This window comes from Oceanobacillus caeni, from assembly GCF_019037185.1.
Taxonomy (GTDB): domain Bacteria; phylum Bacillota; class Bacilli; order Bacillales; family Amphibacillaceae; genus Oceanobacillus; species Oceanobacillus caeni.
In genome coordinates, this window is record NZ_JAHHXM010000047.1 from 1 (window position 1) to 22,323 (window position 22,323).

22 protein-coding genes, 2 pseudogenes and 1 riboswitch are annotated in these 22,323 nt (G+C 35.9%); of the genes and pseudogenes, 14 read left to right on the plus strand and 10 right to left on the minus strand.

Annotation, left to right across the window (positions count from 1 at the left end; all coding sequences use genetic code 11):
• Positions 1 to 234: 234 nt before the first annotated feature.
• Positions 235 to 1,716, minus strand: coding sequence for a degradosome RNA helicase CshA (gene cshA / locus KM885_RS16290; RefSeq protein WP_338113694.1), 1,482 nt, complete (start codon positions 1,714 to 1,716; stop codon positions 235 to 237).
• 415 nt (positions 1,717 to 2,131) lie between these two features.
• Between cshA and KM885_RS16295 the strand changes: the two genes are divergently transcribed.
• Positions 2,132 to 3,043: a DMT family transporter gene (locus tag KM885_RS16295; RefSeq protein ID WP_047186202.1), complete on the plus strand. Its 912-nt coding sequence runs from the start codon at positions 2,132 to 2,134 to the stop codon at positions 3,041 to 3,043.
• 27 nt (positions 3,044 to 3,070) lie between these two features.
• Positions 3,071 to 3,922, plus strand: a complete 852-nt coding sequence (locus tag KM885_RS16300) for a DegV family protein (protein ID WP_047186203.1) — start codon at positions 3,071 to 3,073, stop codon at positions 3,920 to 3,922.
• A 138-nt stretch (positions 3,923 to 4,060) separates the two neighbouring features.
• Here KM885_RS16300 and KM885_RS16305 read toward each other — a convergent pair whose 3' ends face one another.
• Together KM885_RS16305 and KM885_RS16310 are read right to left on the minus strand one after the other, a co-directional pair.
• Complete coding sequence (locus tag KM885_RS16305) at positions 4,061 to 4,747, minus strand: alpha/beta hydrolase (protein WP_047186204.1); 687 nt, start codon at positions 4,745 to 4,747, stop codon at positions 4,061 to 4,063.
• A 234-nt stretch (positions 4,748 to 4,981) separates the two neighbouring features.
• Positions 4,982 to 5,464: a YppG family protein gene (locus tag KM885_RS16310; RefSeq protein WP_216884270.1), complete on the minus strand. Its 483-nt coding sequence runs from the start codon at positions 5,462 to 5,464 to the stop codon at positions 4,982 to 4,984.
• Between the two features lie 379 nt (positions 5,465 to 5,843).
• Positions 5,844 to 5,945, plus strand: a riboswitch (guanidine-I (ykkC/yxkD leader).
• 272 nt (positions 5,946 to 6,217) lie between these two features.
• On the opposite strand from KM885_RS16310, the gene KM885_RS16315 reads away from it, so the two are divergent.
• The 3 genes from KM885_RS16315 to KM885_RS16325 all read left to right on the plus strand — a co-directional run bounded on the left by KM885_RS16315 (position 6,218) and on the right by KM885_RS16325 (position 7,111).
• Positions 6,218 to 6,559: a DMT family transporter gene (locus KM885_RS16315; RefSeq protein WP_047186206.1), complete on the plus strand. Its 342-nt coding sequence runs from the start codon at positions 6,218 to 6,220 to the stop codon at positions 6,557 to 6,559.
• Complete coding sequence (locus KM885_RS16320) at positions 6,559 to 6,873, plus strand: DMT family transporter (protein ID WP_060668407.1); 315 nt, start codon at positions 6,559 to 6,561, stop codon at positions 6,871 to 6,873. Before KM885_RS16315 ends, KM885_RS16320 begins: the two co-directional genes overlap by 1 nt.
• Positions 6,874 to 6,970: 97 nt before the next feature.
• Positions 6,971 to 7,111, plus strand: a complete 141-nt coding sequence (locus KM885_RS16325) for a hypothetical protein (protein ID WP_216884271.1) — start codon at positions 6,971 to 6,973, stop codon at positions 7,109 to 7,111.
• A 108-nt stretch (positions 7,112 to 7,219) separates the two neighbouring features.
• On the opposite strand, the gene KM885_RS16330 is transcribed toward KM885_RS16325, so the two are convergent.
• Positions 7,220 to 7,540: a thioredoxin family protein gene (locus KM885_RS16330; RefSeq protein ID WP_047186210.1), complete on the minus strand. Its 321-nt coding sequence runs from the start codon at positions 7,538 to 7,540 to the stop codon at positions 7,220 to 7,222.
• Between the two features lie 21 nt (positions 7,541 to 7,561).
• Positions 7,562 to 8,374 (minus strand): DUF368 domain-containing protein, encoded by an 813-nt coding sequence (locus KM885_RS16335; protein WP_216884272.1) that lies wholly within the window; start codon positions 8,372 to 8,374, stop codon positions 7,562 to 7,564.
• A 167-nt stretch (positions 8,375 to 8,541) separates the two neighbouring features.
• Between KM885_RS16335 and KM885_RS16340 the strand changes: the two genes are divergently transcribed.
• From KM885_RS16340 to KM885_RS16355, 4 genes are all read left to right on the plus strand, one after another.
• Entirely contained in the window at positions 8,542 to 8,871 is a 330-nt protein-coding gene (locus tag KM885_RS16340; RefSeq protein ID WP_060668410.1) for a PadR family transcriptional regulator, read from the plus strand.
• A 1-nt stretch (position 8,872) separates the two neighbouring features.
• Positions 8,873 to 9,565: a DUF1129 family protein gene (locus KM885_RS16345; RefSeq protein ID WP_145523847.1), complete on the plus strand. Its 693-nt coding sequence runs from the start codon at positions 8,873 to 8,875 to the stop codon at positions 9,563 to 9,565.
• Between the two features lie 980 nt (positions 9,566 to 10,545).
• The gene (locus tag KM885_RS16350) at positions 10,546 to 10,734 is read left to right on the plus strand and encodes a hypothetical protein (RefSeq protein WP_047186214.1); all 189 of its coding nucleotides are present in this window, start codon (positions 10,546 to 10,548) and stop codon (positions 10,732 to 10,734) included.
• A gap of 35 nt (positions 10,735 to 10,769) precedes the next feature.
• Positions 10,770 to 11,627, plus strand: a complete 858-nt coding sequence (locus tag KM885_RS16355) for a dimethylarginine dimethylaminohydrolase family protein (RefSeq protein WP_216884273.1) — start codon at positions 10,770 to 10,772, stop codon at positions 11,625 to 11,627.
• Between the two features lie 381 nt (positions 11,628 to 12,008).
• On the opposite strand, the gene treR is transcribed toward KM885_RS16355, so the two are convergent.
• The 3 genes from treR to treP form a co-directional block, all read right to left on the minus strand.
• Entirely contained in the window at positions 12,009 to 12,725 is a 717-nt protein-coding gene (gene treR, locus KM885_RS16360; protein ID WP_047186216.1) for a trehalose operon repressor, read from the minus strand.
• Positions 12,726 to 12,793: 68 nt separating this feature from the next.
• Positions 12,794 to 14,434, minus strand: a complete 1,641-nt coding sequence (gene treC, locus KM885_RS16365) for an alpha,alpha-phosphotrehalase (protein WP_047186217.1) — start codon at positions 14,432 to 14,434, stop codon at positions 12,794 to 12,796.
• A 14-nt stretch (positions 14,435 to 14,448) separates the two neighbouring features.
• Positions 14,449 to 16,359: a PTS system trehalose-specific EIIBC component gene (treP, locus tag KM885_RS16370; protein ID WP_083452547.1), complete on the minus strand. Its 1,911-nt coding sequence runs from the start codon at positions 16,357 to 16,359 to the stop codon at positions 14,449 to 14,451.
• A 222-nt stretch (positions 16,360 to 16,581) separates the two neighbouring features.
• Here treP and KM885_RS16375 point away from each other — a divergent pair, with 222 nt between their 5' ends.
• The 4 genes and pseudogenes from KM885_RS16375 to KM885_RS16390 all read left to right on the plus strand — a co-directional run bounded on the left by KM885_RS16375 (position 16,582) and on the right by KM885_RS16390 (position 20,057).
• Entirely contained in the window at positions 16,582 to 17,073 is a 492-nt protein-coding gene (locus KM885_RS16375) for an SRPBCC family protein (RefSeq protein ID WP_047186218.1), read from the plus strand.
• A 156-nt stretch (positions 17,074 to 17,229) separates the two neighbouring features.
• Entirely contained in the window at positions 17,230 to 17,766 is a 537-nt protein-coding gene (locus KM885_RS16380; protein WP_216884274.1) for a DUF2975 domain-containing protein, read from the plus strand.
• Between the two features lie 12 nt (positions 17,767 to 17,778).
• Positions 17,779 to 17,991 (plus strand): helix-turn-helix domain-containing protein, encoded by a 213-nt coding sequence (locus KM885_RS16385; protein WP_047186220.1) that lies wholly within the window; start codon positions 17,779 to 17,781, stop codon positions 17,989 to 17,991.
• Positions 17,992 to 18,322: 331 nt separating this feature from the next.
• Positions 18,323 to 20,057, plus strand: a pseudogene (locus KM885_RS16390) (IS1182 family transposase).
• Here the strand turns inward: KM885_RS16390 and KM885_RS16395 are convergent.
• Positions 19,999 to 20,436, minus strand: a complete 438-nt coding sequence (locus KM885_RS16395) for a hypothetical protein (RefSeq protein WP_047184976.1) — start codon at positions 20,434 to 20,436, stop codon at positions 19,999 to 20,001. The pseudogene KM885_RS16390 and the gene KM885_RS16395 sit on opposite strands and share 59 nt — an antisense overlap.
• A gap of 23 nt (positions 20,437 to 20,459) precedes the next feature.
• Positions 20,460 to 20,900, minus strand: coding sequence for a hypothetical protein (locus KM885_RS16400; RefSeq protein ID WP_216884275.1), 441 nt, complete (start codon positions 20,898 to 20,900; stop codon positions 20,460 to 20,462).
• A 468-nt stretch (positions 20,901 to 21,368) separates the two neighbouring features.
• Between KM885_RS16400 and KM885_RS16405 the strand changes: the two are divergent.
• Positions 21,369 to 22,247, plus strand: a pseudogene (locus KM885_RS16405) (transposase); the annotation flags it as partial.
• Positions 22,248 to 22,323 lie beyond the last annotated feature (76 nt).

Consider the following 22,323-nt stretch of genomic DNA (forward strand, 5'->3'; position numbering starts at 1 on the left):
ATTTCCAATATACTTTAGGAATTCTAAGAAAAACAAAGAAATATCCAGTTAGTGTCCGGAATAAGGGGGCCTAGCCGAGTGTGCTGATATATAGGATTGAATCTGCTGATATCCGTTGCCTGTGAGTACTGATATATAGGAATGAATACTGATATCGGGTAGGAAAGCGACAAGGTTTCTAAAAATGAGAACAAAAAATGAGGATAATCCCTACCAAGGACCATCCTCATTTTTTTATTTACTATTATTACGGCTCTTTTGGTAATTTCCTTTGCGGTTTCTTCCGCCCTGGTTCCTGCCACCTTGGTTTCTGCCACCTTGGTTGCGTCCGCCATAGTAACGTTTGTTGCCTGAACCTGATCTGTTTCGTCTGTCGCCACCTTTTGCCTTTTTGACGCTAATTGGAGCAACAGATGAAATCGTTACAGGGGTATCTTTACGTTCTTTGGTCATTAATTTAAGAGCAGCCGCTATAACAGTTACAGAATCATGATTTTCTAATAATTCATTTGCTGCTTCATGGTAATCTTTTAGATCATGTCTTTCAATCGTTCTCAACAATTTATCTATCGTTAATTGTTGTTTACCTCTTTGAGCATCTTTATAAGATGGAGGCATTAGACGCTTCATTTTACTTTTTGTTACTTTCTCAATTAAGTTTAAATGCGCCATCTCACGTGGAGTGATAAACGAAATAGCTTCCCCTGTTCTTCCAGCCCGACCTGTACGACCAATACGGTGTACATAGCTTTCTGGGTCTTGCGGAATATCAAAGTTATATACGTGAGTTACTCCTGAAATATCTAAACCTCTCGCAGCAACATCTGTCGCTACTAAAACATCAAGACGTCCATGCTTAAATTTATTTAATACTGACATACGTTTACCTTGGGTTAAATCGCCATGGATCCCCTCAGCACGATAGCCCCTAGCCTGCAATCCTTCCGTTATTTCATCCACACGTTTTTTCGTTCTTGCGAAAACGATAGCTAAGTCTGGTGAATGAATATCTAAGTGGTTGTTTAATGTTTCGAACTTTTGTTTTTCAGGAATTTCAATAAAGTATTGATCAATATTCTCTACCGTCATTTCCTTCGCTTTCACTTTTACCTCTTTCGGATTATTCATTAAGGTAGTCGCAATTTCGCGGATTTCTTTAGGCATTGTTGCAGAGAATAGTAATGTTTGATGACCTTCTGGAATAGCTTTTAAAATTTCACGAATATCGTCAATGAAGCCCATATTCAGCATTTCATCCGCTTCATCTAATACTGCAATTTGAACCATACTTATATGGATTGTTCTTCTTCTCATATGGTCCAGCAATCTTCCTGGTGTAGCCACAACAATTTGTGGGCCGTCTTTCAATGCACGAATTTGGCGATCCATCGGTTGTCCACCAAAAATAGCTAATGCACGGACTCCAGTATGTTTACCAATTCTATTTAATTCCTCGGCTACTTGTATTGCAAGTTCTCTTGTCGGAGCAACAACAAGTCCTTGAATCTTTCTTAATTTCGTATCCACTTTTTCAAGCATTGGAATTCCAAACGCCGCCGTTTTCCCCGTTCCCGTTTGCGCTTGTCCAATCACATCGTTACCTTCAACTCCGAGTGGTATTGTTTGTGCTTGTATTGGTGTCGCTTCTTCAAATCCCATATTATTTATTGCTTTCAAAATAGGGGCTGAGACACCTAAATCTTTAAATGTAGTCACCTAATAGTCTACTCCTTTTTTTGTGAAAATTTCTGCAAAAGAGGCCATCTAAAACATTTTCTCATACTTTATTTAAATAGTGTTTCCATCTTATTTAAAGGTAAACTTATATAAAATCACAATTTTATTGACATTCATCATTGTAAAGTATTAGAAAACTTGGTATCCACCAAGCTTTTAGGCGCATGCCTTAGTTGTACTTATGCAAGTGGGAATGATTTTCATACTCCCCTTCTGCCAAAAAAGGCGTCACCAAAATTGGTAAGAGGCCTCAAACTACGCATTCTTTATCATACCACAAATACATTCATAATATCTACTACCTAACCAGTTTCGTGATTTTTTGAACACTGCATGGTAAAATAAAATAATACTACTGTTATTTTTACATACATAATTTGAAAGGGAGTTGATCATGCGCATCCCTCCATTTAATCCATATATTGCCGTAATCATTGGTGTAATTGCTGTATCTTCGTCACCGATTTTTGTCAAATTAACAAACGGCGTACCATCGGCAATTATTGCTAATTATCGATTACTAATTGCTTTTTTAATTATGACACCTATTATATTATCTAAGTATCGTAAAGAATTTCGAAATATAAATTATAGAGATTGGATATTAGCTGTTATCTCTGGAATATTCTTAGCGGCGTATTTTGTATTATGGTTTGAATCACTTAATGATACTACCGTAACAAGCTCCATTATTTTTATTACAATCCATCCAGTTTTTGTTTTTTTAGGAACATATTTTTTATCACAAGAACGTTTCTCATCCGGCTCCACCATTAGTTTAATTATTATTTTATTTGGTAGCGCTATTATTGGCTGGGGAGATTATCAAGAGAGCAATGCCTTTATTTATGGGGACTTACTAGCTATTGTAGCATCCATTTCCTTAGCTATTTATATCCTATCAGGACAAAAAACACGTAAAAGTTTATCCTTAATCACCTATACCTATATCGTGTACGGTGTTGGAATGATAACACTATTATTATATAACATCATCATGCAAAATCCGTTCGGAAATTATTCAATGAAAAACTGGTATATCTTTTTAGCTTTAGCCGTCATTCCAACATTTTTGGGGCATTCTTTATTTAATTGGGCAATAAAATGGCTAAATAACTCGACTGTATCCATGGCCATTGTTTTCGAACCAATTGCTGCAACATTATTAGCATACATTATACTTAAGGAAACCATGATTTGGTCCCAACTATTAGGCGGTACGATTGTTATTTTTGGTCTGTTTTTATTTATATTAAGCACCTCAAGAAAAAACAGCGTTACGATATCTAAAAAGAGTAATAAATAATTCTAACTTATATAAGTAGGTGAATACATGAATATACAATTAATGACGGATGGTGGGGCAGATATTCCGAATTGGTTAAAAGAATCATTGCATATTAAAATTGTCCCACTGTATTTACATTTTAGTGATGAACAATATAATTCGGATCAAGTTGAGTCACAAAAACTCTTTAAAAAAATTAAAGATTTAAAAGAACTACCGCGCTCATCAACACCAAGTCCAAATGATTTTTATCAATACTATAAAGAAATGGATCCAAACAAACCAATCTTAATGCTAAGCATTTCAGGAGGCTTAAGTAGTTCATATGAAAATGCGGTTGCAGGAAAAAACATGATTCTTGAAGAAGAACCTAATCGGCAAATAGAAGTGATCAACACGAAAACAGCTTCTTGTGGTATTGCTTTACTATTGCATGAATCTGGAAGGAAAATAGAAGAAGGTCTTACCTTTGATGAACTAGTAGAACATATACATGGAAGGGTTCAGCAAACAGCAACATTATTTGTATTAAAAACATTAGAAAACCTTGTTATCGGTGGACGATTAGATAAAGTAAAAGGCACCATCGCAAAAACCCTTAATATCCGCCTATTAATGCGGGGTAGTGAAGAAGGAACGATTGAAGTAAGTGAAAAAGTGCGAGGCGATAAAAAATCCATCCGACGATTGATAGAACAAATTGGAGAACAGGCAAAAAATATGGAAGATAAAATTATCTCTATGTCACATGGCGACGATGAAGAACGCGCCAAAACCATTCTTAGCCAAATACAAGAAAACTTTAAATTCAAAGATGCCTTGTTAATGGAAACCGGACCTTTAATCTCCACATATGGAGGAGAAGGAGCAATCGTCATTTCCTTTTTTAAAGATTAGTTAGGATACTTGCACTTATAGAATTCTTTGCGGTGGGGCTTGTAATCGGAGCCCCAGATGGGAAAGATTATGATGCTTTCCTACTTGTGAACAAAATTTACTAAATAAGAGAGATTGGATCATCAACCTATCTCTCTCTTATTTCAACAGAAAGTCATATACCATTTGGTTTAATGTATCTTTATCTTCCCCTAAACAAATCAAATGCTTGGAACTTTCAAATAACACAAGCTCTTTCTCCTCTGAACTTAATTCTTTATCCAGATCATAAAGCGTTTTAAACGGAACCATTCCATCTTGCCTACCTTGTGCAATTAGTACTGGTGCCTTCACCTCATGTAAATATGGCTTTGTAAACTTGACTAATTTCATAAATTCAATATTTGCCTTCATCGGTACCGTTCCCAATTTATTTTTATAATGTGTGTATAGTTTATTCTCATCTAACGTTCCCTTTACACTATCCTCTACAACTTCGCCGATATCATGAGCAATTTGTTTAAATGATAAGTATTTTCTCGCTGGTGCAAGTAGTACGAGTTTTTCTATTGTATATTTTGCTGCTAAGTAAGCCGCAATCATCCCCCCCATAGAAAAACCAATTAAGTATATTCTTTTAAATCTTTCAGTCATTCTCTGCAAAACTTCTTCCGCTGCATCAATCCATTCTTTATATGTTGTGTCCTTCAAATCCAGCTCTCTACCATGACCGGGAAGTGTAGGAACTTCTATATGCCAATCGGTATTTTCTTTTAAAAAGTTAACTAATGGATTTACTTCATATGGTCCACCAGTAAAACCATGGATAACTAAACAACCTATCATATAGACCCTCCTTATCCCAATTTAACTTTTATTCTAATGTAAAGTTAGAATAACCGAGACTAAGGTAATTATTCTTTATATAATTACCCCCTTTCTAAATTCTATAAGGAATACTTCCATTAGTTGCACTTAGCCTTTTCGGGCTGTTGATCTCTCACCTACCCTCTTTGTTTACCCAGAAGCTTGAGTGGGATAAACTCCGGTGAAAAAAAGGCTGATATTTATTCAATTGTATCAGCCTCCTGCTCTAAAGTTTTTCATAAAGGAACTAAATTGTTGAAATATCGGGGCCACTTGGTGATACGTCTGTGCCAACTGACCAACCGTACCAAGAACTTTATCCAGATCTAATTGGCCATTCTCTTTTTGAAATTGTGACATTACATTCGGAGGCATCCCAGGTTGTTGTTGAATTTGATTCGGTTCAAACGCGGCATTATTCGGCCAATTCATTGGTTGTTCTGGCTTTTGAAAATACTCATAAGGTGTTTGATTAGCATGTTCGCTCATCGGCTGTTGTTCCATCGGGAATGATTGTGGATGACCCGGTAGAAACGATTGTGAAGGATTCATTCCTTGTTGTTGATTCCATGATGACGCCTGTGAATAATTCGGCTCCTGTTGATGAAAGGCTTGCGGAAATGGATAATTCATTGGAGTCGATGAGCGATAATAGGGTCGGTCAAAATGGGGATGAAAGTTAGTTCCATAATACATAATGACACCTCTTTTTCTTCCTGACCTATAAATAAATTATGCATAAAAGATTAAATGTGTGTAATACAGCCGTTTACATTATTAGAAAATGTGGCATATGCACTTATGTAATTCTTTACGGTCAGGCAAGTAATCGGGGCCCCGGACGGGAAAGGCTTTTTTATTTTCCTGCTAGACGACCATTCTTTTTGGAACAATCGTCTTTTTCGTTTAACTAGTTGTTGATGTTACAGATTGAATATATTCCATCTATTATTTTACTTATATTCTACTCTACCAGTTAGATAAGCAACAAATAAACCGACTGCAAACGTTAAGATACTTAAGAAAAACTTGAATCATCTTTAAATTTGTGTATAATGGGAAGAAATTGCATCCATTAAATGTTTTCTAGGGTTCCGCAACTCTACCATGTTGGTCTGGTCCGAGAGAAAACTCATAGTAAACTACTATGTCACGGAGGGATAAAAGCCCGGGAGAAACTGTTTTTACAGTTGTCTCCCAGGGCTTTTTTCTTTGTAAGAACAAAGGAGTAAGCGCCCATTTAGCGACGTACGGACTGGACTGAGCCGTAGGAGATAAAGGAAACACGACGAACGGAGTGAGTCGATGTTGACTTATCGTACGGAGGTGAAGGAAGTCTCGCTAGTCGCTGAGCGCTGGAGCCGGACGTGGCCTTTTCTGAATAATTATCCATATGCAGCAAATTTTATAATTTCCTAGTAAACAATAATAAAGTTGGAGGTGTTTTTCATGAACCGAAACTGGATTAAAGTGTTTGTTGCAGCCTTTTTGGAAGTTTTTTGGGTGATTGGTTTGACACATGCATATGATTTTTGGACATGGACTGGAACTGTTATCGCTATTGTAATTAGTAACTATTTAATGATTACAGCAGCACAAGTACTTCCAGCGGGAACGGTCTATGCCGTTTTTGTAGGATTAGGAACAGCAGGCACTGTCATTGCGGGGATTCTTTTCTTTGGAGAATCATTCAAATGGGGGAAAATTATTTTAATCATAACACTATTATCTGGAGTAATTGGTTTGAAATTAGTCACACCTGATAAGTCTGAAGAAGGAGCTGAATCCTGATGGCTTGGTTTACATTGATTTTGGCAGGATTATTGGAGACATTTGGTGTTGCAATGATCAATCAACTCTCTGTCAAGCGAAATTGGAAAACAGTCGTTTTATTAATTTTAGGGTTTGGTTCAAGCCTTGCATTATTAAGTTATTCGTTGCAATTTATTCCTATGGGAACAGGTTATGCAATTTGGACAGGAATTGGCGTCGTTGGCGGCGCACTAATTGGGATGATATTTTATGGGGAATCAAAGAACTGGAAGAGGATTATTTTTATAACCATGGTTTTATGCTCAGCAATTGGTCTTAAACTTGTCACATAACAAGGGAAATTTATAGGGTCAGATTGCGGAAAAAATTTACCGTCATTAAAGGAGCGAATAATTCATATGTCTAGGATTTAAGATAAAGATCGATAAAATGGAAGGTAAGGCTAAATTAAGTCAAAACCATCCCCAAAAACGACAAAGATTAATCATTCAAGAGCTTGAACAGTCTGGACGGGAAGACGAACAAAAGATTGCTTCCTATATGAAAAGAAACTTAGAGGCGAAGAAATGACTACTTTTTACACCGTCTTCCAATGAGGGCGGTGTGATGTAGTCGGGTCATTAAATGGGAAGCGTAAAAAAAAGACGACCATTCTTTTTGAACGATCGTCTTTTTAGTTTAACCTAGTTGTTGATGCAAAAACTCTGTAACAGATTCTGGTGTTTTAGTGTAGGCACTATGTTGATGCGCTAATTTCTCACCATTTTGGAAGATTAAAATGCTTGGTATACCCATTACTTCATATTCTTGTGCAATACCTTCGATTTCATCCGTATTTACTTCATACCATTTATAATTATTGAATTCCTCTAGAATTCCTCCAATAAACATATCCATCCGTTTACAATCCGGACACCAATCAGCGAAGAATTTCACAATGACTGGTTCTGAACTTTGAATGACTTCGTTAAACTTTTCTTTTGTTTGAATATATTCCATCTAAGTCCACTCCTTGTTATTTTACTTATATTCTACTCTACCAAGTATATAAGCAACAAATAATCCGACTGCAAATGTTAGGATACTCAACAATATTAATGATGTTTCTGAAGGAAAGCCAGGAAATACTACAAAAACAGATCCGATTACTAGTCCAATAATAATGGCAAAGGTTACGGTGTAATGATTTTCTAAAAAGTAATTAATTACTTTACTCATAAATAAAATTCCCAGCACAATTCCTATACCTGTTACAATAATAATATCGAATTGTAAATTACTTATTGCGGAGATGATTGTCGTATACATACCTAGAAGTAATAACATAAAAGACCCACTAATACCTGGAAGAATCATCGCGCTACTTGCAATAAAACCAGAAACAAAAAGTAAAATATAAGTCGTTCCTGTGATATTTTTAATAACATCTCCCTCTGTTGGGCTGAAAAATGCCATGGAACCAACTATAATAATACCAATTGCTAATAATATAAAATGCTTTGCTTTAAAGGTATTCTTTGCATCTGCTTTATGAAACAAGAAAGGTAATACACCAAGAATCAAACCTAAAAAGAAAAATTTGGTTGGAGCAGGATAATGTTCAAATAACCATTCAATCACATTAGACAATAGGAATATAGCGGTAACCATTCCTATACCTAAAGGAATTAAAAATCCTAAATGTTTCTTCCACTCTTTTCCTATGAAACCGTTTATTGCAGCAATTAATCTGTCATAAATACCAAGTAATACAGCAATGGTCCCCCCACTCACTCCTGGTATGACATCACTTGCCCCCATAATTAAACCACGGTAAATATTTTTCCATTCCATAAAATATAAAGCTCCTTTTTATTAAAAAGTAATAGCTGAAAATATCATATCAAAAATTCTTTAAAAAGAATACGAAATACTTTATAATATAAAACAAAGCTACTTTGCAAAACAAGATAGCTAATATTTTTAGGTAACTATATGGCTATACAAGGTAGGTGTTTTTCATGTCTAGGCGTAGTCAATTACTAAAAGGCGTTTTAGAAGGGTGTATCTTATCTATTATTAAAACAACTCCCACTTATGGCTACGAATTATCGATGAGGTTACAGGAATATGGTTTATCTAATGTAAGCGAGGGTTCTATTTACCCTATCTTACTCCGACTTCAAAAAGAAAAACTAATTGTTGGTGAAATGAAAGACTCTGACTCTGGACCAAAGAGAAAATATTATCAACTAACAGAAGAAGGAGAACAGTCACTACAGAATTTTATCGAACAATGGGAATCCATTAAGGGACCTGTAGAATCCATCTTATACAAAGGAAGGGAATAATATGGATGCGAAAGATATTATTAAGTTAAATAATGAAAAAAGAGAACTACTAAGTGATGTTAATAAAGAATATTATGAGGATATGTTATCTTACATTCGATTATCCACAAATAAATCGGAACAACAAACAGAAGAAGTACTTCTAGAATTATTGGAGCATTTACTAGAAGCTGATCGTAATGGGCAAACAGCTAAAGAGGTATTTGGAGAAGATTTAAAAGCTTATTGTAATGAATTAATATCAGAAATACCAGGAGAAAAAACTTCCAAAAATGTATCGTTCATTGCCTTTCTGATTCTTGATTTGGCAGCTATTATCCTTATCTTTCAAGGTGTGATTGGATTTGGCCTTTATTACTTTTTTGGCCTAGGTAACAATTATTTTTCTATTCCAATCGGCTCAGGATTACTTATTGTAGTTATAAATATGATATTACTAGCAGTAACTATCATGATTATAATAAGATGGTTAAAAAACTCCTCGTTTAAAGAAAAGAAAACAAAAAAATGGGTTGAATTCCTACAAGTTTGGCTGATTTGTACGGCCTATATAGGATTATCAGTCTGTATCTTTATTGCAACACCTGACTTTGGTAGAACAATAAATATTCATTCACTAACAATCATCATCATTGGCGTAGCTCTGTACATCGTTAAAGTCATCATTAACAACAAATATAGAATAACAAAGTAATGCTCATCAAAAGAGATGAGCATTTCTAACTTTAGGAAATACAAGCTCCGTTAAGACATATGGAACTTCATCTTATACTTCTTATTCGAATCCTTTAATTCATTGTCTGTTAATTGAGACAGGGAACTACTTGATAGCACATCCAATTAGGGGTAATTAACAAATGTCGGGATAAATTTAGGAGTATTTTTATATAGTTCTAGTTTTAAAATAATATTAGTAATTTAGGTTTACTTTCGTATTAATTTTCATTGCCCCCATAATTGGATTTTTTTCGGTTCTAGAGTAGCCATTAATTCTTCCAGTCTATTCTTTTTCTCTTCCGGACATGTAAATTTACTTTTCTTGGCCATGTGATTAAATCAACATTAATTACGTTCATTGATGGTCAATATCCTTGTTGTTTCAACTTTTTTCTTTTTTGAGCATGCATTTGAGTGCCAGTTGTGTTCTTGCTTGAGTCGAATTATGCTAGTAATGTTAATTAGGTCCCTTATTTTATCCAACATAGGTACAAAACCATAACCATTTTTCCTATTCCATTTTGATAAACCTGATAAATGTTTATCCCCAATGTCGAAATAGTTATTTCCTCGGTATATTCTTTTGGTTGTAATGTTACTTTTACCTTAATAAGCATATTTACTTTGAAAGTAATGTCATCTGATAATGAACAGGCGAATAAAATACGACATATTACAAGAAGAACAAGTCCAATTTTCGTTTCACCGTACCCCTCTTTTTCCTTAGCATATTATATTATCTGCTTAGAAAACTTCGCATTTGACAAGCTTTATAGGCAATTTCCTTCGTTCCACTTATGTAAACGGAAAAAATTTTATATTTTCTCACCTACAAAAGCGACAAAATCGTCTATTGGCATGCTTACCCCATTGTTTTGGTATACTATGAAGGTTACTTAACATTTTTTAACAAAAAGGATATAAAATATATAGTGAAGGTCTTAAGGAGGGAAAATAGTGAAACGCTATCTTACTGTCATTCTTATTTTGCTTAGCATCGTGTTTATTATCATCGGGATCGGTTTAGACCTGTATTGGAGTGGGATGGTAGGTTGGGGACTAGCTTTTATTTCCCTTATTTTCGCTGTATATTTCACAAAATATATACCTAATGATAAAAAGGAAAGAGAATCAGAGTCCAAGTAATCCCTCGTTCAATCTAATCATTGGGAGGAAACAAAATGGAAAATCCAACATTGGACCAGAATTTCCGTATTAGTTGCTTTAATGAATACGATCCGTTAAAGCATGTTATTGTTGTTCCACCTAATTTCATGAAAATAACAGATGTGATTAATGTAACGCAACGGCATTACATTCAAGAAAATATTAATACTGCTGTCGCCATGAAGCAACATACTCATTTTATTGAAACATTAGAGAACGAAGGAATTCATGTCATTTCTTTTGAACCGAAAAAGGAATTAAATGAGCAGGTGTTCACACGAGATATTGGTTTTACAATAGGGAATAAGTTTTTTCTTGCTGCGTTAAACAAAGACTTAAGGAAACCTGAAAGTGATGTATTAAAAGGATGGCTAGATGAAAGGAAAATTCCATTTCATCAAATTCAAACAAAGTCCATAGAAGGCGGAGATGTAATAGTAGATAACAACAAAGTATGGGTCGGGATAAGCAACCGAACCACGCTTCCCGCTATCCACCATTTACAGACAATACTCTCGGATTTTCAGGTAATTCCTGTCCGAATCCGAAAAGATATTCTTCATTTGGATTGTACATTTAATATCATCAGTCCTGACACAGCAATTATTTTTAAACCTGGGATCAATGAATCTTCTCTTAAAGAGTTACAAAAACATTATCATCTAATTGACGTAACAGAAGAGGAACAATTTTCTTTAGGCCCCAATGTCCTTTCCATTGGTAATAAAAAACTAATTAGTATTTCTTCAAACAAACGTTTGAACAAGGAATTAAATAGCCGAGGATTTGATGTTATAGAGGTAGAGTTTTCTGAAATCATCAAATCGGGTGGTTCATTCCGATGTTGTACTCTTCCATTGGTTAGGGGTTGAAATGCTTTTTTAATAGCGGGATTACCTATCTCTTGCTAATGGTTGCCCATGTAATTTAAACATGGGCTATTTTCCATGGATTCACCTTCTAAAAACTTCTTGCAAATATCAAAATATCGGCACTTGTTTCGGGATATCAGCACAAGCTTGCCTTCGAGATATCAGTACTCACCCACGAAATATTAGCACTCAGCCTCAGGATATCAGCACTCATCCACGAAATATCAGCACTCATCTCCGAGTTATCAGCACTCGCTTCCGTGATATCAGCACTCGCTTCCGTGATATCAGCACCGTTCTCGTTCGGGCACTCATAAGGCGAATGTGTTCTCCTCAAACTAAAATGTCCGTGACAAAGTTCCAAACATAGGCACCATCCAGTTACCTTCTCACTCTCCTCGCAAATTCAACAAATCGGAATTTGTCAGGTCGGTGTCTTGATTCCGTATATTGAAATAAACTCGAATCATCAAGATACACTAGACTTCGGATTACCACAACATTAGAAAAGCCCTCTAAGTCAAGTAATTCTCTATCCCCTTCCGTTGGATTTTCCACTACAATTTCCTTTTGGGCATAGCTAATCGTTAAACCAAGTTCTTTTTCAATATAGTGGTAAATGGAATCCTCACAAGTCTCCTTCGATAGGAGTGGAACATATTTTTCATTAAAAAAGTCCTTATCGATTATTACCTTTTCACTTGAGATTTCACGTACTCGGGTAACGCCCCATACTTTATCTTTGGCTGAGACATCTAATTTGTATCGAATATCCATCGCTTCCGTATAGCCTAGCTGACTCACTATTGTTTTGCTTGATAAACCTAATTCTTCCACCAATTCCTTGTAGCTGACAATCCCGGAAACTGGGAAGGAAAATGTATCAAAATCAATAACTACAGAACCCTTTCCTTGGACTTTTTGAATATAGCCATTCTGAGCCAATAAATTCAACGCCTTCCGTATCGTTTCGCGAGATGTCTGATACATTTCGGACAAATCATGTTCGGATGGTAATAAGGAATTTTTAGGCCAAACATTTGTTTGAATTTTATCCACAAGATCATGATAAATGACTAAATACTTTTTTCTAGACATATCTATCCCTCTATCTTTCCTTATTTAAAAAGATTCCTCCTTCATTAGAAAAGGAAGAATCATTCTAATTATTTCATATAAAATACAACCGACTCATAAGGTCTTAATATATTTCTTTTTACATCGGAATAATTGGAAATAAGTACTCCAGCATCATCTTTCAATGGTACGTCGATTTCTATTTCATTTCCATAAAAATTACTTAACACTACTAGCTTCTCATTTTTCCAATTTCGTGTGTATGCGAAAACTTCTGGGTGATCTTCCATCATCAGTTGGTAGTCACCATACGTTATAATATCATATTTTTTCCTTAAGTCGATTAATTTTTGATAATGATAAAAAATAGAGTCTTTATCTTTAAGTGCTTTGTCGGCATTAATGTCTTGGTAATTTTCGGCTACGTTGATCCATGGGTTACCTTGCGAAAAGCCGGCATGTTTTTCATCAGACCATTGCATTGGAGTTCTTCCATTGTCACGTGACTTTTGCTTTAGTATTGCTAAAATTTCCTTTTCTGACTTTCCTTCTTCTTTCAAGGTCTTATAAGCATTTAAAGATTCCACATCACGATATTCTTCAATAGAGGTAAAGTTCGGATTTGTCATGCCAAACTCTTCTCCTTGATAAATATAAGGTGTGCCTTGCATCATATGCAAAGTAGTAGCTAACATTTTCGCTGATTCATTATGGTATTTCTCGTCATCACCAAATCTGGAAACCGCTCGTGGTTGATCATGGTTACACCAAAATAATGCATTCCATCCACCACCCTCATGCATTCCAACTTGCCATTTAGAGAGAATTTGCTTCAATTCGATAAAGTCGAATGGTGCATTTGTCCACTTATCCCCGCCTGGATAGTCGACCTTTAAATGATGAAATTGAAATGTCATGTCTAATTCTTTCCGTTCTGGATTTGTATACAAAACACAATTTTCCAATGTAGTGGAGGACATCTCTCCAACGGTCATCATATCATATGGTGAAAAAACAGCTTGATTTACTTCATGTAAATATTCATGAACTCGCGGACCATCCGTGTAAAACCTTCTACCATCCCCTGAATAGTCATTTGGAAAATCTTGATCTTTAGATATTAAATTAATAACATCTAATCGGAATCCATCAATTCCTTTCTCCGCCCAAAACTGAATCATTTCCACTAGTTGTTTTCTTACATTCTCATTTTCCCAATTTAAATCTGCTTGAGTTACATCAAATAGATGCAGATAGTACTGTCCTGATTTCTCATCATACTGCCAAGCAGGCCCTCCAAATTTAGATTCCCAATTGTTTGGTACTTTTCCATCAACTGGATCCTTCCAAATGTAATAATCCCTGTACTCATTATCTTTAGAGGATATCGCCTGTTTAAACCACTCATGTTCTGTCGATGTATGATTAATAACTAAATCCATAATTAATTTCATTCCGCGCTTATGGGTTTCCGTTAGTAATTCCTCAAAGTCCTCCATCGTGCCATAGGTCGGATCAATGGAATAATAATCACTTATATCGTATCCATTATCATTGTGTGGTGACTTATAAATAGGGGTTAACCATAGTACATCAACCCCTAAATGATGTAAATAATCTAGTTTCTCTATAATTCCTTGAATATCTCCCGTCCCACTTCCAGTCGTATCACGAAAGCTTTTTGGATAAATTTGATAGACAACAGCTTTTTTCCACCAAGTTTCATTCATGCATATTCCTCCTCTTAGCGTAGTTTTCGTTTAGCAATGATGAATGTAATAAGAAAAGGTACAACGATAACAATAACCATACCAATTAAGAAGGAAATCCAACTTTCTGGAAAAATAGACAATGGTGCAGGTATACCACCAATACCAACAGAGGAGGCTTTTACCTTTCCAAAAGAAATAAATGCTCCCGCGATGGCCGTGCCAATTACCGCCGCATAGAATGGATACCTATAACGAAGATTCACACCAAACATCGCTGGTTCCGTTACCCCTAACCAAGCTGATAAACCAGAAGTTCCTGCTAAACCTTTTAATTTTTCATCCTTCGTAGCTAACATAATGCCAAATACACTTGATCCTTGGGCAATATTAGATAGTGCCAAGATTGGCCATAGGAATGTACCGCCAATTGTTCCGATTAATTGCAAATCAACAGCAAGGAATGTATGATGCATCCCAGTAATAACAAGCGGTGCATATAATGCTCCATACAATAATCCTCCTACTACCGGTGCCATATCAAAAACAGAAACGACTGCAGTTGTAATCCAGCTTCCAATAGTAAACGTGATTGGTCCAATTAATATAAATGCAAGAATACCAGTAATTAATAAAGCTAGTGGAGCAACAACTAATAAATGCAAGGAATCGATAACACGTTTCCTTAAAAAGACTTCAATTTTGGCTAAGACCCATGATGCAACTAAAACAGGTAATACTTGACCTTGATACCCCACCTTTTCAATTTCTAGTCCAAATAGATTCCATGAAGGGATATCGCCTTCCGCTGCGGCAGCACCATAACCCCAAGCATTCATCAAATCAGGATGTACAAGAATTAAGCCTAATACTATTCCTAATAATTCACTTCCACCAAACCGCTTCACGGCTGACCAACCAATAAGAGCCGGTAAAAATGTGAACGCCGTATTAGCAATGATATTAATCATATCTGCTATTCCAGCCCACTGCGGATACATTTCAATAATCGATTGTTCTGTAAATATAGGATTAACTAAAACATTGTTTATCCCCATTAATAGACCTGCCATAACAATAGCAGGTAATATCGGAATGAAAATATCAGCTAAAATTTTGATTCCTCGCTGAAGTATATTTTGATGTTTCTCTGCACCAGCTTGCTTCACTTCATCCTTTGAGGCCTCTGAAATCCCTGTTTCTTGTACCATTGCCTTATATACTTTATCAACGGTTCCTTGCCCAATAATGACTTGGAATTGCCCATTTGTTGAAAAGGACCCTTTCACAATGTCGATGCTTTCTAATGCATCTAAATCTACCTTCTTTTCATCATTTAAAGCAAACCGTAATCTAGTGACACAGTGTGTTGCCATATCTACATTTTCTTCGCCGCCAATTGCAGCTACAATTTCTTTTGCTTCTTTTCCGTATGGTACGGAACTGTCCTTTGTTTTCTTTTCAGCCTTTTTCTCTTGACCCACTTGAGATACTTGGAACAATTTAGTTTCTCCTAAAATGGCCGAAGACTTGGCTGTTGTATGATCTAACTCAAATTCATTTCCATTAGTAATAATAACTGGAGTGATGGTACTTGATGCTTTTTCCTTTATCAACTCCAAGTCAAAAGAAATTAAAGAGTCCCCTTTTTTGACTTGATCGCCTTGGTTTACTTTAAGATCGAATCCTTCTCCATTGAGCGCTACCGTTTCCAAACCAATATGAATTAAAATTTCAACTCCGGATTTACTCTTTAAACCTATTGCATGTTTTGTTTCGGCAACTAGTAGAACTTCCCCATCAAAAGGAGAAACGACTTTTCCTTCCGACGGCTCAATCGCTATACCTTCCCCCATTAACTTATTAGAGAAAGTAGGATCTGGGACATTCTCCAACTTTTGCACTTTTCCACTTAGTGGTGCATAGATCCATTCTTTGTTATTCATCACTAGTCCTCCTTCTTTGGTGATTTATCAATCATTCGTAGGAAGAAAAAGCCTACCTCCCTAGCTTCAACTAAACTTGTATATACAACTTCTATAATTCATAGTATAACTTGTATATACATATTTTGCAACCGTTTTTATAATTGCTTTTTATTCCCTAATAGCAAAATAATTGAATCTCCCCCTAATTAAAGCTATCCTATGAAAAAGGAGGCGCTCAACATGCTCGCAACGATAAAGAAACTCAATGACGTACCTGTAGCCGTATTTGAACGAGAGATGAAACATTCACCTAAAGAGGTTTGGGATTACTTAACCGAGAATGATAAGTTAAAACAATGGTTTTCTGAACTTGAAGTGAAATCATTGGAAAAAGGCGGACATATTTTATTTGACTTCCAAGATGGAAACTACGAAAAGATGGAAATTCTAGACGTGAAGATGGAAGAAGTATTGGAATTCGTATGGCCACCCAAGAACACAGTAAGATTTGAACTGAACGATAAGGATGGCCATTGTCAATTGATTTTCAAACAATTTCTATATGAAATAACGGAACATACAGCAAAGGACTTAGCAGGCTGGCATGTTTGTTTACAAGTTATCGAAACATTACTTAACGGAGAAGAGGTAAAGGATAGAAAAGCTAGTTGGGAGCGCGTTTATCCAAAATATGTAGAGGTGGTTAAACCTTATTTGACCGCGTCAATTTAAAATCAGCTATGGCTTTGGAATAAAGGTTGATTAAAAAACACCTTGCCCCCCCTTATTTTACGTTAAATAAAAAGGCCTAGGGCAATAGGGAATTACTGTTTTGCAATAATCCATTATTGTTTTAGAATAATATATATTATAAGGGGGGCATATCTAATGAATCTTTTTACCAAGGCTGTTCTAAAGTTTCTGTCAATTGTGTCGCTAATTGCTCAAGTTTTATTTGCATTTGCTGGATTAATATTATTATTTGCGTCTGGAGCCTTATTGTTTGTGTCAAACGGAGTCAGAAAGCAATTGTTACAGTATGCAGATTTAAACACAAACACAGACCTATCCGTATGGTTTTTGGTACTTTCTTGCCTAGTCGCTCTAGCAATCATCGCTTGTTTGTTTATCATTATGTACGCTCTACATAAAATGATTGATAATATTTATAAACAACATTTCTTTGTTTCTCAAAATCTTACATACCTCAAACTAATCTTAATCTCAATCACTAGCTTTACCATTTTGCAGTTTATTAGTCAGCTGTTCTTTGCACAAGCCCATGCGTACAATGTCAGTGGTATTTTTTCGGATTCCTCGCCAAGTTTAATAGGAAACATTCTTCTATTGGCTATCATTTATACGCTTTATGTGGTTTTTAAATACGGCATATCTTTGCAAGACGATTCTAATAACGTGATTTAGGTGGGAGCCCTAATGATAAAAATTAATCTTGATCGGGTAATGCTAGAAAGAAAGATTACTTCAAAAGAGTTAGCAGAAAAAATTGATATTACTCAAGCTAATTTATCCATACTAAAAACAGGTAAAGCGCGTGGAATTCGCTTTGCCACATTAGAAAAAATCTGTCAGACATTAAATTGTCAGCCTGGCGATATAATTGAATACGAAGAAAATACCGACTTGTAGCAAAGCATTTGTTATATGTCGGTGTTTTCAACTATTATTACCAAGAGGTTTTTCACCTTATTTATTAAATAGCTGGAGTAGAAGTTTTAGATAAATCTTTGTTATTGATAACAACAGATTTACCAGTCGTACACAGATGATTTAGAAACAAGGAAATCCTACAATTATTACAATGAGGCTGGGACAAAACCCCAGTAAATAAAAATTAAGGCGTTGGAGCTTACACTAAAAAGTGTAGACCCCACGCCTTTTTTGTCGTTATTTTAATAACCAAAAAGGACACCTTTTGATAAAATTAAAGTAAGCAAACAATAATTTTGGAGGTGTCCTTATGTTTAAATATTATACCATGAACCAAGTAGTTTTGCCGCTAGATTTAGAAATTAAATTGAAAGAAAACGATATTGCCTTTGCGATCCATGATCTTATCGAGAGTATTCCGGAAGAGGCTTTCGAGGACTTCGTACGACAAACCGGCCGTCCTGCGTACCATCCTCGTATGATGTTGAAAATCAATTTATGTGGATATACGCAATCCGCGTTTTCTGGTCGTAAAATAGAAGCTTTATTACAGGATAGTATCCGCATGATGTGGTTGGCTCAAGGACATGAACCCAGCTATCGCACCATCAATCGTTTCCGTTCTAATCCACTCATTGAAAACATACTACGTGAATGCTTTGTCCAGTTCCGAAATCAGCTCGTAGAAAAGGAATTGATTGAAGAGGAAGCGATTTTTATTGATGGTACAAAAATCGAAGCGAACGCAAATAAGTTCACCTTTGTGTGGCGGAAATCCGTTGAAAAATATAGTGATAAGCTAATTGAAAAGTCCAATCAACTGTATGATGAGCTGTTAGAGAAGGAGATCATCCCAGCAATAGAGCGAGAAAAAGAAGAGGAACTTTCCGTCAAAGAAATGGAAGAAGTAGTCGAAAAGTTAGACGAGAAAATCGAGGAATATAATAAAGCAATTGAAGCATCTGAAGTTGGGAGTGAACGGAAAAAGCTCCGTTCTGAACGCAAATTACCAAAACAATCTCGGAAGCAATTGATGAATTTCATCACTCGCAAACAAAAGTATCAAAACGATATGGAGATTTTCGGTAACCGCAATAGTTATTCAAAGACGGATCCGGATGCGACGTTTATACGCATGAAGGACGACTACATGAAGAACGGAGCCGGTTACAATGTCCAGATTGCAACGGAGGGTCAATACGTGCTCGCTTACGATGTTTTCCCAAACCCAACAGATACACGCACCTTAATTTCTTTTCTCGACTTGAATGAAGAAAACTTTTTCGAACTGCCAGAACACATTGTCGCGGATGCAGGATATGGCAGTGAACAGAATTATGAAGATGTCATCGAGAACCGAAATCGGACACCACTTATTACATACAATCAATATCGAAAGGAGAAGAAAAAGAAGCATAAGAACAACGCTTTTCATGTAGATAATTGGGAATATAAGGAGGACGAAGATACTTTTCTGTACCCAAACGGATGGAAAGTATGGTTTAGCCATCATTCCAAACGAACAGACAGGTACGTGATTCACCCGTGAATTTAAAGTGTACGAATGTGAGGACTGTTCGGGCTGTCCAATCCGCGATTTATGCACGAAAGCAAAAGAAGGGAACAATCGAACGGTCTACATGAACGAAAAGTGGGAGTCCCAAAAAGAATATGTACGTACAAAGCTTTCAGTCGAGAAAACTGGTGAAATTTACGGAAAACGTAAAACCGATGTAGAACCAGTGTTCGATTTTATGAAGGCTAATTTGGGGTTCACTCGTTTTTCCGTTAGGGGAAAACAGAAGGTGAAAAATGAATTAGCATTTGTGTTGATGGCGGTGAACTTGAGAAAAAGCGTCGCCATGGACGGGAAAATAGTGGCGGAAGATGAAAAAAACACAAAAAAGGTTCCAAGCAAATTTTTTATTGCCTGGAACCTTTTTAATTTACTATTTTTGGCTAGTTGTGTCCCAGCCTCTTCAAATACTAGTGACTCGAAAGAATCATTTTACAAACAGGAAATGTATTATCTTCATCATTCATAAATTTTTCTAGCACATTTTTAGTTACTTCTAATGTGAAGATTTTTTGATCGTCTTCAGTAAGCGAAAATAATTCAATTACCTTTTGATGGAATTCCTGGATGGTAGGGAATTTACCTGTTTTTCTAAATTCCCTCTCAGTTTTACTAATTAATAAGGGTAATTCGTGATACTTAGTTCCATCAATATTTAATTTTAAGAAGACATATTCTAAATCATGAACACCTAACCTATTTTTTTCTTCAATAATATCGATTAGTAGATTAGTTGCCTTTTCAAGTTTTTGAGTCAAACTGTAGACCTCTTGATCAAGTCTATCAATTTGTGGGAGACTATCTTCTATTTTTTGTACTCTGGCCTCTAATTCTGAAACATTGAACATATTATCCCTCACTAATTAATATTTTAAACTGGAGCAAGAATTTTGATGGCTTCTACAATTACACTAGCTGCAATTCTAGCCGGAGTTTTACCAATTGGTCCCTCAAGTGCTCCTTTAATCGCAGTTTCCATTTTACCATAGGTTAAATTTTCCGCCTTTTCTAGCTTTCTCAAAGCTGGTTTTACGTGAGAGTTCATTACTTGACCAACTTTAACTGCTGCATCTTTTCCTAGGATTTTACCAACATAATTTGTAATAGTTGTAGTATTTTTAATAGCCCATTGTAGAGATTTTTTTACAGCGTAACTTGGAACAGAGTAGGTTTGAACCCCACCTGGATTAGTACTAACTAAAGATACATTACGACTATTAAGGTAGTTTTTTTCATTTTCAATGAAGTCATCACCAAAAACTTTAACACCATTAATCTCATAATCCTTGCCAAAACTAGCATAATCAAGCACTAAATCTTCAGATACCTCTTCAGTAAATTCTACTGTTGAAGCACTAACCTGTTGACCATAGACTCAAAAAATCGATAATAGCATTACCAATGAAGTCAAGGATCCTAATATTTTCTTAAACATTCTTTCTCCCCCCACTTTATATGAAAATATTGACAAATCCAAAACTGATAATAACAAGGTATATTGGTTCTGTCAAAAAATACCAAAGGAGTTAAAATCACCTTGCTATTTTTTATATACAAACTTGGACAAATCATAAGTGATGTAGCCAAAGAATTGGAAATTGAAAATATAGATACTCATTCATATTAGTACTTCTTTTTATTTGGTTATAGGAGTAAATTTCATAATTCTTAGCCCTTGAGCCCCAAGGGGTTTGAAACACAAAAAAGGAAGTACCTCCCCAGATCCTGTATAATGGTAGTCGACTATAACAACCAAAAAAAGACTGGAGGAATACTTCCTATGACCATTATACGACAACAAAGCTTATTTGGCATCCAAGAATTATACGAGATGGAACCTACCCAACGTTATGAATCGATTATTTTCGCGGTAGATTTAGATTCTATCTACCTTGAAATAAACAAACAGTTACGTCTTGGTGCACCCGTGGAACTGAATTACGCTGCCATGATTATTTCTATGTTTGTACGAATTGTGGAGCGCATCCCAACGATAAAAGATTTAATCAAGCGACTAAATGACGACTTTGTATTTAAATTGAATTGTGGATTTCTTGTTTCTGATAACACCCCTTCAGAAGCGGCTTATTCTCGAGTTTTAACGAGGCTAAGTGACTCTAAGATCCTCGAAAAGGAACAAGAAAAAGTGGTCCTTCAGGCAATAGCGGAAGGCTTTATCACCGATGACACTGTAGCTATTGACGCAACTCATTTTGAAGCACGTGGTCAAGCGCCACCAAAAGAAGAAAAACCAAAATCCGAACCAAAAAAACGTGGGCGTAAATCCAAGGATGAGCGGGAACAATGGCTGATAGAACAGGCAGAAAAAGAAGCTAATCTTCCCATTTTCGAAAAGAAAATCGAAGCTCAATTGGACGTACCTTTAGCTGAATTGCGTGCTGAAGTTCCCAGGGACCCAAAATGGGGTGTGAAAAAGAACAGCGAAGGTAAAAATGTATTCTGGTACGGCTACAAAGGACATTTAGCTGTTGGTACATCTAGCCAATACATTTTACAGTCTCTTTTTTCGTCGGGAAGTTTGAATGATGGGAAGGCTGCAATCCCACTATTAAAGGGTGTGGATGAGCTTCCTCTTCCGTTTTTGCGCTATGAGGTAATGGATGCTGGTTATGACTATGAACCATTTTATGAACAAGTCCTATGTGTAAAATAGTTCTCGGGGATTTGAAACAAAATTCTAGAAAAAAAAGAAAAGGCGCTCTATCATAAATGTA

Excerpts from the sequence above, each read along its gene's own strand:
- KM885_RS16320 (WP_060668407.1), top strand. The coding sequence starts at position 6,559 with ATGGCTTGGTTTACATTGATTTTGGCAGGATTATTGGAGACATTTGGT.
- KM885_RS16295 (WP_047186202.1), top strand. The coding sequence starts at position 2,132 with ATGCGCATCCCTCCATTTAATCCATATATTGCCGTAATCATTGGTGTA.
- KM885_RS16345 (WP_145523847.1), top strand. The coding sequence starts at position 8,873 with ATGGATGCGAAAGATATTATTAAGTTAAATAATGAAAAAAGAGAACTA.
- KM885_RS16375 (WP_047186218.1), top strand. The coding sequence starts at position 16,582 with ATGCTCGCAACGATAAAGAAACTCAATGACGTACCTGTAGCCGTATTT.
- KM885_RS16300 (WP_047186203.1), top strand. The coding sequence starts at position 3,071 with ATGAATATACAATTAATGACGGATGGTGGGGCAGATATTCCGAATTGG.
- KM885_RS16310 (WP_216884270.1), bottom strand. The coding sequence starts at position 5,464 with ATGTATTATGGAACTAACTTTCATCCCCATTTTGACCGACCCTATTAT.
- KM885_RS16305 (WP_047186204.1), bottom strand. The coding sequence starts at position 4,747 with ATGATAGGTTGTTTAGTTATCCATGGTTTTACTGGTGGACCATATGAA.
- KM885_RS16385 (WP_047186220.1), top strand. The coding sequence starts at position 17,779 with ATGATAAAAATTAATCTTGATCGGGTAATGCTAGAAAGAAAGATTACT.
- treP (WP_083452547.1), bottom strand. The coding sequence starts at position 16,359 with ATGAATAACAAAGAATGGATCTATGCACCACTAAGTGGAAAAGTGCAA.
- KM885_RS16380 (WP_216884274.1), top strand. The coding sequence starts at position 17,230 with ATGAATCTTTTTACCAAGGCTGTTCTAAAGTTTCTGTCAATTGTGTCG.
- KM885_RS16355 (WP_216884273.1), top strand. The coding sequence starts at position 10,770 with ATGGAAAATCCAACATTGGACCAGAATTTCCGTATTAGTTGCTTTAAT.
- KM885_RS16330 (WP_047186210.1), bottom strand. The coding sequence starts at position 7,540 with ATGGAATATATTCAAACAAAAGAAAAGTTTAACGAAGTCATTCAAAGT.
- treC (WP_047186217.1), bottom strand. The coding sequence starts at position 14,434 with ATGAATGAAACTTGGTGGAAAAAAGCTGTTGTCTATCAAATTTATCCA.
- KM885_RS16325 (WP_216884271.1), top strand. The coding sequence starts at position 6,971 with ATGGAAGGTAAGGCTAAATTAAGTCAAAACCATCCCCAAAAACGACAA.
- KM885_RS16315 (WP_047186206.1), top strand. The coding sequence starts at position 6,218 with ATGAACCGAAACTGGATTAAAGTGTTTGTTGCAGCCTTTTTGGAAGTT.
- KM885_RS16395 (WP_047184976.1), bottom strand. The coding sequence starts at position 20,436 with ATGTTCAATGTTTCAGAATTAGAGGCCAGAGTACAAAAAATAGAAGAT.
- KM885_RS16340 (WP_060668410.1), top strand. The coding sequence starts at position 8,542 with ATGTCTAGGCGTAGTCAATTACTAAAAGGCGTTTTAGAAGGGTGTATC.
- treR (WP_047186216.1), bottom strand. The coding sequence starts at position 12,725 with ATGTCTAGAAAAAAGTATTTAGTCATTTATCATGATCTTGTGGATAAA.
- KM885_RS16335 (WP_216884272.1), bottom strand. The coding sequence starts at position 8,374 with ATGGAATGGAAAAATATTTACCGTGGTTTAATTATGGGGGCAAGTGAT.